Raw genomic sequence first — 10,684 nt, forward strand, 5'->3', positions numbered from 1 at the left:
CGCGAATTCCTTCAGACCGTCGACGGCAGTGTCATCGAACGTGATGCTCAGATTCCCGACGAATACGTGAAAGGCTTTGCCGAACTGGGCTGTTTCGGCATGAAGATACCGTCGGAGTACGGCGGGCTGAACATGTCGCAAGTCGCCTACAACCACGCGCTGATGATGGTGACCACCGTCCATCCCAGTCTGGGCGCCCTGTTGTCCGCGCATCAGTCGATCGGGGTACCAGAACCGCTCAAGCTTGCCGGGACCGACGAACAGAAGCGCAAGTTCTTGCCGCGATGTGCGGCCGGCGCGATATCGGCCTTCCTGCTCACCGAACCGGATGTGGGCTCGGACCCGGCGCGGATGGCCTCGACCGCGACGCCCATCGAAGACGGACAGGCATACGAACTCGAGGGCGTGAAGTTGTGGACTACGAACGGTGTGGTCGCCGATCTGCTGGTGGTGATGGCTCGGGTGCCCAAGAGCGATGGACACCGAGGCGGCATCAGTGCGTTTGTCGTCGAGGCCGATGCGCCCGGCATCACCGTTGAGCGGCGCAACAAGTTCATGGGCTTGCGCGGCATCGAAAACGGGGTCACCAGGCTGCACAAAGTCCGCGTTCCTCGGGAAAACCTGATCGGCCGCGAAGGCGACGGTCTCAAGATCGCGCTGACGACGCTCAACGCCGGCCGGCTGTCCATCCCTGCTACGGCGACCGGCGCGGTCAAGTGGTTGCTGAAAATCGCGCGGGAATGGTCGGCCGAGCGGGTGCAGTGGGGCAAGCCGGTCGGCAAGCATGAGGCGGTCGCCAGCAAGATCTCGTTCATCGCCGCAACCTGCTACGCGCTCGAAGCAGTGCTCGACCTATCCGGTCAAATGGCCGACGAAGGCCGCAACGACATCCGGATCGAGGCGGCGCTGGCCAAATTGTGGTCCAGCGAGATGGCCTGCGTGATCGCCGACGAGCTGGTGCAGATCCGCGGCGGCCGCGGCTATGAGACAGCCGAGTCGCTGGCCGCTCGCGGGGAACGCGCGGTAGCCGTGGAGCAGATGCTGCGCGACCTGCGGATCAACCGCATCTTCGAGGGGTCCAGCGAGATCATGCGGCTGCTCATCGCGCGTGAAGCGGTCGACGCTCACCTCACCGCCGCCGGAGATCTCGCCAACCCCAAAGCCGACTTGCGACAGAAGGCCAAGGCGGCAGCCGGCGCGAGTGGATTCTACGCAAAGTGGTTGCCGCAACTGGTTTTCGGCGAAGGACAACTGCCTACCAGCTATCGCGAGTTCGGCAGGCTCGCAACACATCTGCGGTATGTCGAGCGCTCCGCGCGCAAGCTGGCCCGCAACACCTTCTACGGAATGGCGCGCTGGCAAGCCGCTTTGGAACAAAAGCAGGGCTTCCTTGGGCGCATCGTCGACATCGGCGCAGAGCTGTTCGCGATGTCCGCCGCATGCGTTCGGGCGGAGGCCGAGCGTGCCGCAGATCCGGCGCGCGGCGAGCAAGCCTATGAACTGGCGGACGCGTTTTGCCAGCAGGCCACCCTGCGGGCGGAGGCGCTGTTCGACGCATTGTGGTCCAACACCGACAGCACCGACACTGCGCTTTCGGATGCTGTGCTGGAAGGCCGCTACACCTGGCTGGAAGACGGGATACTCGACCAGTCAGAGGGCACCGGGCCGTGGATCGCTGCCTGGGAACCCGGTCCGTCCACCGAAGCCAACGTGGCTCGGCGGTTTTTGACCGTATCGGAATCTTGAACGCCGACGGGCACACTGAAAGGCATGAGTTCCTACGTCGCCGAAGCGGGTGAATTCACCCGCGACACCAACTACATCGCCACGCGCATCACCGCCGACGGACGCGACGGATATCCGGTCGAGCCCGGTCGTTATCGGCTGATCGTTGCCAGGGCCTGTCCGTGGGCCAACCGTGCGATCATCGTGCGGCGACTACTCGGGCTCGAACCTGTTCTCTCCATCGGGTTCTGCGGTCCGACCCATGACGAGCGCAGCTGGACTTTCGATCTCGACCCAGGCGGCGTCGACCCGGTGCTGAAAATCCCGCGGCTGCGGGACGCCTACCTCAAACGCTTCCCCGACTACCCGAAGGGCATCACTGTCCCGGCGATGGTCGATATTCCCACCGGCGCCGTCGTCACCAACGATTTCGCGCAAATCACGCTGGACTTCTCCACCGAGTGGACCGCGTATCACCGCGACGGGGCGCCGCAGCTCTACCCCGAGCCGCTGCGGGCGGAGATCGACGAGGTCAATAAGCGCGTCTACACCGAGATCAACAACGGGGTGTACCGGTGCGGCTTCGCCGGCTCGCAGCAGGCCTACGAGGCGGCCTACGACCGGCTGTTCACCGCACTGGATTGGGTCAGTGAGCGGCTGTCCGGTCAGCGCTATCTGGTGGGCGACACCATCACCGAAGCCGACGTGCGGCTGTTCACCACGCTGGCCCGCTTCGACGCGGTCTATCACGGGCACTTCAAGTGCAATCGCCAGAAGCTGTCGGAGATGCCGGTGCTGTGGGCTTATGCGCGTGACCTATTCCAGACACCGGGCTTCGGCGACACGATCGACTTCGTCCAAATCAAACAGCACTACTACATCGTGCACAGCGACATCAACCCGACCCGTATCGTGCCGAAAGGCCCACACCTGGGGAACTGGTTGACGCCGCATGGCCGGGAATCCTTGGGCGGCAGGCCCTTTGGTGAGGGCACCCCGCCGGGACCGCCGCTTGAGGGCGAGCGGGTACCCGCCGGTCACGGTGCGTAGCGCAACCGCTAGCTCCACACCGTGCGCACCGACCATTCCGCGTGCGGGACGTCCTGTAGTCCACCGGCGGCGTCGCGCACCAACGTCAGCAGCTGCACGGCGATCCCGGTCAGCCGCCCGCGTTGGGCGTCGATGGTGGGGATGGTGACAGCCAGCCTGGTCCCGGGTCGGAAGTAGGTCGTGGTGGTGTTTACCGGGTCCTCGTACACCTGAAGAAGCCGCCACGGTGCACGCCCGATCGCGCCGGGAACCGAGAGCTGCACCGGGTCGCGCGCGGTGACCGGCAACTCGCCCTGCGCGTGCGGTGTCTGACAGTCGTTGACGTTCAACACATTGCAATACACATACGGGCCGACCCGGATCAGATGCCCGTGTGTGTACGCGCTGATCTTCGGCTGCTGCGGGCCGTGGCCGGGTACCAGCAGCCATGTACCGACCCCGGCGCCCAGGGCCAGCACCACCACAACCGCCAGCAGCGCAACGCGACGCGTCATTCCCGCCCGGCCGCCGCCGCGTCGGCCCCGAGGCGGCCGCCTTCCTGCTCGACCATGACTGGCCGATTGCCCCCCAAGCCTGGGATCAACGAATCACCGTGGTAGCTGACGACAGTTTGGGCCAGACCGAGGATCAACACCGCGGTCACCGCGGTGAAACCCACCCACAGCTCGGTGTACAACATCACGCCCAGCGCGCCACCCAGCACCCATGCCAGCTGCAGCGTCGACTCGGAGCGACCGAAAGCGGAAGCCCGCGACTCCTCAGGCAGATCGTCCTGCAGCGAAGCGTCCAGTGAGGCCTTCCCGATTGCGCTGGCCCCCGACGTGACCAAGGTGGCCACGGCGGCCACCGCGAGGTTTCCGGCCACCGCGGCCGCCAATGCCGCCGCCGTAACCGCCACGGTGCATCGCACGACCAGCACTGCGGGCCTGCCCAATTGCAGCCGCGCGCTGGTGAAGTTGCCGGCGAAATTTCCGATCGCGGCCGCGGCGCCGATCAGGCCCAGCATGCCTAACTGCACCCACCCGCTGGCTTCATGCGCTTTGGCGACGAACGCCGGATACAAAAACAAAAAGCCCACCATCACCTTGATCGTGCAGTTTCCCCACAACGCGGTGATGATGTTGCGGCCCAACGGTTGTCGCAGCGCACCGCTAGCCCTCTTGACCTGCTCGGGCCAGCTTCGGCGCGTTCGGCCGGTCGGGACGCGATAGCTCAACGTGGCGGGCACCTCACCGGTGGTCACCTCGACCCAGCGCGGAATCCGCATCGACAACCACGCGCCTGCCAGTGTCACGGCGACGATGAAAAATAGCGCGCCGGGCAACTGAAACAGGTGAGTCAAGGCGAACTCGATCCCGCTTGCGATGCCACCGCCGACGATCGTCCCGCCGAGCAGCCCGAACACCGTCAACCGGGAATTCACCCGCACCAAATCGATGGTCGGCGGCATGACTCGCGGCGTCACCGCGCTGCGCAACACACTGAACGACTTGGACAGCACCATCATCGCCAGCGCCGCGGGATAGAGCACCCATGACGGGAAGCTTCCGGTAGCGCCGTCGTAGTTCATGATCAGCACCACCGCCAGCGCGGTGCGCAACACGAACGACAACGCCAGCGCCACCCGGCGACCATGCTGCAGTCGATCCAGCGCCGGACCGATCAGTGGCGCAACCACCGCGAACGGCGCGATGGTGATCAACAAATACAGCGCGACCCGAGACTTGCTCTCGCCCGTCGCCGCCGCGAAGAACAATGTGTTGGCCAGTGCGACGGCCATGGCGGAATCGACCGCGAAATTCGCGACCACCGGCCACGTCAGCGCCGTCAGCCCGGATCTGTCCGCGCCGTCGGCGGTGGCGGCGCGGTGCACCAGCCAGTACATCCGAGAACCCATTTCGCGGCTGCGCTGCGCTGCGGCGCGGGTGACGGTGATGCGTTCGCCGGAGGGCGCACCCCGCGGCGGCTCACTGCGTCCGCGCCCTTCAGCCGGTTCGTGGTGCAGCGGTGGCAGGTAGCGGTTGGCGCTCGGCATCGGCGGCGGGCGGCGCAACCGCTGATCACTGACGTCGTTGGCGGGGTAGTTGGCCATACCGGGATGCTCGCCAAGGCGTCCTGTCCGGGACCGTTGGCCAGGCGCACGCCCAACGTCGGTGTGGTCACGCCGCCATCCAGACACGAATCAATTCTTGCTCACGCCGACGGTGCGGGCGCGCAGGCGATCGGTGTGGCTGCTCGCCCTCTTGCTGCGGCAGTATCGGAGACAATGGAGGGCGTGATCGGAACCGAAGAAGCCGTACCCGCTGCTGGCAAGTGGCCGGAAGAGGTTGCCGCGCTTGTCACCGGCGCCGTCGACCAGGCCCGCGCGGCGATCGCGGAGTTCAGCGGCCCGGAAACGGTTGGCGAATACCTCGGTGTCAGCTACGAAGATTCCAGCGCGGCCACACACCGATTCTTGGCGCATCTGTCCGGCTATCAGGGGTGGCAGTGGGCCGTCGTCGTCGCCGCGTACCCGGGCGCCAATCACGCGACGATCAGTGAAGTGGTGCTGATCCCCGGTCCGACTGCGCTGCTGGCCCCGCAATGGGTTCCGTGGGAGCAGAGGGTTCGACCCGGGGACCTGGGACCCGGAGACCTGCTGGCTACTCCGCCAGACGACCCGCGGCTGGTGCCCGGTTACACCGCCAGCGGTGACCCGCAAGTCGATGAAGTTGCCGTCGAGATCGGGCTGGGCCGACGGCGGGTGATGAGCGCGTGGGGCCGCGCGCAAGCAGCGCAACGCTGGCACGACGGCGACTACGGTCCTGCCTCGCCGATGGCGCGCTCGACCAAAAGGGTGTGCCGCGACTGCGGCTTCTATCTTCCGCTGGCGGGTTCACTCGGGCGGATGTTCGGCGTCTGCGGCAACGAGATGTCCGCCGACGGGCATGTCGTGGACTCCCAGTACGGCTGCGGCGCGCATTCGGACACCCAAGCTCCGGCGGGCAGCGGTTCGCCAACGTACGACCCGTACGACGACGGGGTGCTTGACATCAGCGACAAGCCCGCGGAAACGAACTAGCCGGTCTCGGCTGCCGCCTTGATCTTGGCCAGCGAGGCGTTCATGCCGTCGACCAGTTCGCGCTCGAAACTGTCGACTCCCCCGAACAACGCGTTCACCGTCATAGTCGAGATCGGTTTGACGCCGTTCTCGGCGTGCCGGCTCTCGATTACCCGGGTTCCCTCGGCCGTCGGCTCAAGCTCGTAACTCCAGATCGTGCCGTTGGCGTTGACCCGGAACGCCAGTTTCTTCTCGGGAATGACTTCGGTGACCGTGCAGGTGGTTGGCCAAAACAGCTTGTTGCGACGGTTGAGGTTGACGGTGCGGGTTCCGGGACGCAGCGGGCCGAGTGGTCGCATCCATCGACACTGCGGGCTCCACTGCGGCATCCGGCCGAGATCAGAGATCAGCAGCCACACCCTCGAGGGTGCTGCTTTGATGTCGACTTCGGCTTGCAACAGCGGCGCTGCCATTGGTCCTCCCTGAAGTTTGCTCGTTCATCTGCGGTCCGGGTCGCGCCGGTGGCCCAAACCCGTCTGGGCACCGCGTGCCCCTCGGCGGGCGGCGTCGCGTTGCCACACGAAGATACCCGTGCCGAGCAGCCCGGTGGCCAGCCCCGCCACCGTTACCGGCCGCCACGTATCGAGGGCCGACACGGTGAACGCTGCGACGGTCGCGGCCAACCAGCCCAGCGCGCCCACGCCGATGACCGGCCATACCTCCAGCAGCCCAGCCGGAAGCGACGGCGGCTTGGGAGTCTCGTGAGGCTCGGTTGACATCGAGTCGAAGATACTTGGCGGCGCAAAGCGGCCCGAGGAGGATTCGGCCTAGACGATGCCAAGCCCTGATGATCTGTCGTAACCTTCGCGCTGTGATGGACGGGGACACGCGGCTAGCCAGCGATTTGTCGTTGGCGGTCATGCGGCTGTCCCGTCAACTGCGGTTCCGGCGTCCCCAGTCGCCGGTGTCGCTGTCGCAACTGTCGGCGCTGGCAACGTTGGACAAAGAGGGTGCGATGACACCCGGTGCATTGGCCGAGCGGGAACGGGTCAGGCCGCCGTCGATGACCCGGGTGATCGCCTCGCTGGCCGAGCTCGGCTTAGTGGACCGCACTGCACATCCGGTCGACGGCCGGCAAGTTCTGGTGTCGGTGTCTGAAGCCGGGGCGGACCTGCTGGAGTCCGAACGCCGCGCCAGTCGGGAGTGGCTGGCCCAGCGGCTCGCCGCACTGGGCAGCGCAGAGCGCGACACGCTGCGCACCGCGGCTGACCTGATGTTGGCGCTGGTCGACGAAAACCCGTGAACACCAACCGCTTCGGGGACGTCGATGTTCAGGATGTAACCGATCCCGACGACCCTCGCGTCGACGACTTCCGAGATCTCAATAGTGTCGACCGTCGCCCCGACCTGCCGACCGGCAAGGGATTGGTGATAGCCGAGGGAGTACTGGTGGTGCAGCGCATGCTGATGTCCCGGTTCACCCCGATGGCCTTGCTCGGCACCGACCGCCGGCTTGCCGAACTCAAAGCTGATCTGGTCGGTGTCGGTGCGCCCTACTACCGGGTGTCCGCCGACGTCATGGCACAAGTGGTCGGCTTTCACCTCAACCGCGGGGTGCTGGCCGCGGCGCGCCGGGTAGCCGAGCCGAGCGTTGCCCAAGTCGTCGACGGCGCGCGCACGGTCGTGGTGCTCGAAGGGGTCAACGACCACGAGAACCTTGGCTCGATGTTCCGCAACGCCGCCGGGCTGGGCATCGATGCGGTGGTCTTCGGGAGCGGCTGCGCCGACCCGCTGTACCGTCGTGCGGTCCGGGTATCCATGGGTCATGCACTGCTGGTGCCGTATGCACACGCGACAGACTGGCCTGCGGAGCTAAAATTGCTGCGAGACAAAGGCTTTCGGCTGCTAGCGATGACGCCCGACGAGCAGGCTCAGCCGTTGCCGGCGGCGATGGTCGCGCTGCACGACCAGCGGGTCGCCGTGCTGGTGGGCGCCGAGGGTCCGGGTTTGAGCGAAAAAGCGATGCGCGCCTGTGACATACGGGTGCGTATTCCGATGTCGCGCGGCACCGACTCACTCAACGTCGCCACCGCAGCCGCGCTGGCCTTCTACGAACGGGCCAGGCTGGGCAATTGAGCTAGGCTCACGCCGTGACTGACCACTCCACGCCGTGGGGCACGGGTTTGACGGTGGCCGGGTTTGTCGCCGCAGTGACCGGCGTCGCGGTCGTTGTGCTCACCCTGGGGCTGGTCCGGGTCCATCCCATGTTGGCCGTCGGGCTCAACATCGTTGCCGCCGGGGGGTTGGCGCCGACGTTGTGGGGCTGGCGGCACACTCCTGTGCTGCGCTGGTTCGTGCTGGGCGCAGGCGTCGGGGTGGCGGGCGCCTGGCTGGCGCTGCTGACGCTGGCGGCGTTGGGCCGCGCTTAGCGGTTTCCGCCCGAGCGCACGCCGAGCAAAACGTCTTCCCACGCCGGAACCGCCGGCTTGCCCCGACGGGCGCGCGCCGGCTGGCGTGGGCGTTCCGGGGGAGCGACCGGCTCCTGCGACGACGGCGGAGCGGGCTCGTCGAAGTCGAGCTGGGCCACCGGCGCCACTGACCGCAGCGGACGGTCGAAGTCGGGATCGATCAGCTCGCTGGCGGCGTCGTCGAGCGCGGTCACGGTCCCGCCGTGGGCGCCGGGGCAGAAGCGGAAGTGCGCGAGGTTGTCCGAGCGCCCTGCCTTCCACGCCAGCTGCACCGTCCAGCGGCCGTCGTCGCGGCGCCACGCATCCCAGCTGGTGCTGTCGGGATCAAGACCACGCGCCGACAAGGCGGCGGTCACCGTCTCCAGCAGCGTCAGCACCGCGGGGCCGTCGGCGAGCACGGGGTGTGCAGCGGTTGCCAGCTCGGCCGCCCGAGAGCGCTCCAGCAGCACCGGGTGCGCGAACCGCTGGACTCGCGCGATATCGGCTCCGGTCGCTGCGGCCACCTGCTCGACCGATGCGCCCGCGCGGATGCGGGCCTGAATCTCCTTGGGGCTGGGCACGTTGTTGACCTCGATGTCGATCCGGGTCTGTCCCAGCCGTGCCCCGTCGCCGCGTACCGCCGCCCGCAACCGGTCGTCGACCAGCAGCTTGAACTTTTCGCTCGGGTCCCCGTTACTGGCAAGGCCTTCACAGATGATGTGTTTGCCGTCGACATCGAGTCCAAGCACCGTGAGTTCCCGCATGTCGACCTCCTCGCAGGCTCTTTGCATACCAACGCGGTGGGCCTGTCAGGTGCGCACTCTAATGCAGCTAGCGGCGATAACCGCGCTGACACGCGGGCCGGCTGACAACCGTTCAGAGCCGCTCGACCACCCAGTCGATGCACTCGGTGAGTGCGCTGACGTCATCGGGGTCGACCGCGGGGAACATGCCGACCCGCAGCTGGTTGCGGCCGAGTTTGCGGTACGGCTCGGTGTCGACGATGCCGTTGGCGCGCAGCACCTTGGCGACCGCCGCAGCATCGACCCCGTCACTGAAGTCGATCGTGCCCACCACCTGGGACCGCAGTCGCGGCTCGGCAACGAACGGTGTGGTGTAGGGCCGCTCTTGCGCCCAGGAGTACAGCCGCTGCGAGGAGTCGGCGGTGCGCTTGACCGCCCATTCCAGCCCGCCGTTTCCGACCAGCCAGTCGATTTGCTCGGCCAGCAGTATGAGTGTGCCGATCGCCGGGGTGTTGTAGGTCTGGTTCTTGAGGCTGTTGTCGACCGCGATCGGCAGCGACAGGAAGTCGGGCACCCAGCGTCCGGAAGCGGCGATCGCGTCGATGCGCGCGAGCGCCGGCGGGCTCAGGAGTGCGATCCACAAGCCGCCGTCGCTGGCGAAACTCTTCTGCGGCGCGAAGTAGTAAGCGTCGGCCTCGGTGATGTCGACCGGCAGGCCGCCAGCACCCGAGGTGGCGTCGATGGCGACCAGGGCATCGCCCGAGCCGGCCGGGCGTTGTACCGGCACCGCCACCCCGGTCGATGTTTCGTTGTGTGCCCAGGCGATGACGTCGACCGACGGGTCGCTCTGCGGTTCCGGCGCGCTGCCAGGATCGGCCTTGATCACGATCGGGTCGCCGATGAACGGGTTCTTGGCGACCGCCGAGGTGAACTTGGAGCTGAACTCGCCGTAGCTCAGGTGCAGCGACCGTTTGTCGATGAGGCAGAACGCCGCGGCATCCCAGAACGCCGTCGCGCCGCCGTTGCCCAGAATCACCTCGTAGCCGTCGGGCAGCGAGAAGTAGTCGCGCAACCCGTCTCGGACCCGGCCGACCAGGTCTTTTACCGGGGCCTGCCGGTGCGACGTGCCGAACAGGCCGGCGGCGCTACCGCTCAGCGCCTGTAATTGTTCGGGGCGAACCTTCGACGGTCCACAACCGAAGCGGCCGTCGCGGGGTTTGATGCCGTCAGGAATCGTCAACTGGTCAGCCATGGCCACCAGCCTAATGAGAACTGCTTATGTGACTGCGGTCACATCTGAGTCGCTGAGTTCGGCTGTGCCACAGTGCCGTCCGGGGGTCTAGAAAGTTGGCGATACCTGCGGTACTGTGTACACGAAGCGTCCAAATGTAAACCTCATAGGAGGCTAGCCCATGGCTCGGACGAAAATTGTGCAGCGATGGCGGCGCAACATGGACGTGTTGGACGACGCCGAGTACGTGGAGAAGCTGCGCACACTGTCCGAGGGGTCGGTGCGGCGCAATTTCAACCCGTACACCGATATCGACTGGAACTCGCCGGAGTTCGCGGTCACCGAGAACGACCCGCGGTGGGTCCTGCCGGCCACTGACCCGCTGGGCCGGCATCCCTGGTATCAAGCGCAGCCGCTGGAGCGCCAGATCAAGATCGGTATGTGGCGG

13 protein-coding genes are annotated in these 10,684 nt (G+C 66.6%); 7 read left to right on the top strand and 6 right to left on the bottom strand.

The window, feature by feature from the left end; genetic code table 11:
• Together VFA16_RS08005 and VFA16_RS08010 are read left to right on the top strand one after the other, a co-directional pair.
• Positions 1–1,746: acyl-CoA dehydrogenase family protein (locus VFA16_RS08005; protein ID WP_324967302.1), on the top strand; the 1,746-nt coding region annotated here is incomplete at its 5' end.
• 24 nt (positions 1,747–1,770) lie between these two features.
• Positions 1,771–2,775, top strand: a complete 1,005-nt coding sequence (locus VFA16_RS08010; RefSeq protein WP_324967303.1) for a glutathione S-transferase family protein — start codon at positions 1,771–1,773, stop codon at positions 2,773–2,775.
• Positions 2,776–2,783: 8 nt separating this feature from the next.
• Here VFA16_RS08010 and VFA16_RS08015 read toward each other — a convergent pair whose 3' ends face one another.
• Together VFA16_RS08015 and VFA16_RS08020 are read right to left on the bottom strand one after the other, a co-directional pair.
• Positions 2,784–3,269 carry a DUF2771 domain-containing protein gene (locus tag VFA16_RS08015; RefSeq protein ID WP_324967304.1) on the bottom strand — a complete coding sequence of 162 codons (486 nt, stop codon included), beginning with the start codon at positions 3,267–3,269 and terminating at the stop codon, positions 2,784–2,786.
• Entirely contained in the window at positions 3,266–4,867 is a 1,602-nt protein-coding gene (locus VFA16_RS08020) for an MFS transporter (RefSeq protein WP_324967305.1), read from the bottom strand. The genes VFA16_RS08015 and VFA16_RS08020 overlap by 4 nt, the downstream gene beginning before the upstream one ends.
• A 174-nt stretch (positions 4,868–5,041) precedes the next feature.
• On the opposite strand from VFA16_RS08020, the gene VFA16_RS08025 reads away from it, so the two are divergent.
• The gene (locus tag VFA16_RS08025; RefSeq protein ID WP_324967314.1) at positions 5,042–5,836 is read left to right on the top strand and encodes a DUF3027 domain-containing protein; all 795 of its coding nucleotides are present in this window, start codon (positions 5,042–5,044) and stop codon (positions 5,834–5,836) included.
• Here the strand turns inward: VFA16_RS08025 and VFA16_RS08030 are convergent.
• Together VFA16_RS08030 and VFA16_RS08035 are read right to left on the bottom strand one after the other, a co-directional pair.
• Positions 5,833–6,288 carry an SRPBCC family protein gene (locus VFA16_RS08030; protein WP_324967306.1) on the bottom strand — a complete coding sequence of 152 codons (456 nt, stop codon included), beginning with the start codon at positions 6,286–6,288 and terminating at the stop codon, positions 5,833–5,835. The genes VFA16_RS08025 and VFA16_RS08030 overlap by 4 nt on opposite strands.
• A gap of 24 nt (positions 6,289–6,312) precedes the next feature.
• Positions 6,313–6,594: a DUF2530 domain-containing protein gene (locus VFA16_RS08035; RefSeq protein ID WP_324967307.1), complete on the bottom strand. Its 282-nt coding sequence runs from the start codon at positions 6,592–6,594 to the stop codon at positions 6,313–6,315.
• Positions 6,595–6,686: 92 nt separating this feature from the next.
• Here VFA16_RS08035 and VFA16_RS08040 point away from each other — a divergent pair, with 92 nt between their 5' ends.
• From VFA16_RS08040 to VFA16_RS08050, 3 genes are read left to right on the top strand one after another with little or no spacing between them, the layout of a single operon-like run.
• On the top strand, positions 6,687–7,118 hold the full coding sequence (locus VFA16_RS08040) for a MarR family transcriptional regulator (RefSeq protein ID WP_324967308.1): 432 nt from the start codon (positions 6,687–6,689) through the stop codon (positions 7,116–7,118).
• Positions 7,115–7,951 (top strand): RNA methyltransferase, encoded by an 837-nt coding sequence (locus tag VFA16_RS08045; RefSeq protein WP_324967309.1) that lies wholly within the window; start codon positions 7,115–7,117, stop codon positions 7,949–7,951. The genes VFA16_RS08040 and VFA16_RS08045 overlap by 4 nt, the downstream gene beginning before the upstream one ends.
• 14 nt (positions 7,952–7,965) lie before the next feature.
• Entirely contained in the window at positions 7,966–8,244 is a 279-nt protein-coding gene (locus tag VFA16_RS08050; protein ID WP_324967310.1) for a DUF2537 domain-containing protein, read from the top strand.
• Here VFA16_RS08050 and sepH read toward each other — a convergent pair.
• Positions 8,241–9,026 (bottom strand): septation protein SepH, encoded by a 786-nt coding sequence (sepH, locus tag VFA16_RS08055; protein ID WP_324967311.1) that lies wholly within the window; start codon positions 9,024–9,026, stop codon positions 8,241–8,243. The two genes, VFA16_RS08050 and sepH, sit on opposite strands and share 4 nt — an antisense overlap.
• A gap of 112 nt (positions 9,027–9,138) precedes the next feature.
• A complete protein-coding gene (gene serC, locus VFA16_RS08060; RefSeq protein ID WP_324967312.1) occupies positions 9,139–10,257 on the bottom strand; it encodes a phosphoserine transaminase in 1,119 nt (372 codons plus the stop codon).
• A gap of 160 nt (positions 10,258–10,417) precedes the next feature.
• On the opposite strand from serC, the gene VFA16_RS08065 reads away from it, so the two are divergent.
• Positions 10,418–10,684 (top strand): diiron oxygenase (locus VFA16_RS08065; RefSeq protein ID WP_324967313.1); only part of this gene is annotated, 267 nt, incomplete at its 3' end.

The organism is Mycobacterium sp., assembly GCF_035653355.1.
Classification (GTDB): Bacteria; Actinomycetota; Actinomycetes; order Mycobacteriales; family Mycobacteriaceae; genus Mycobacterium.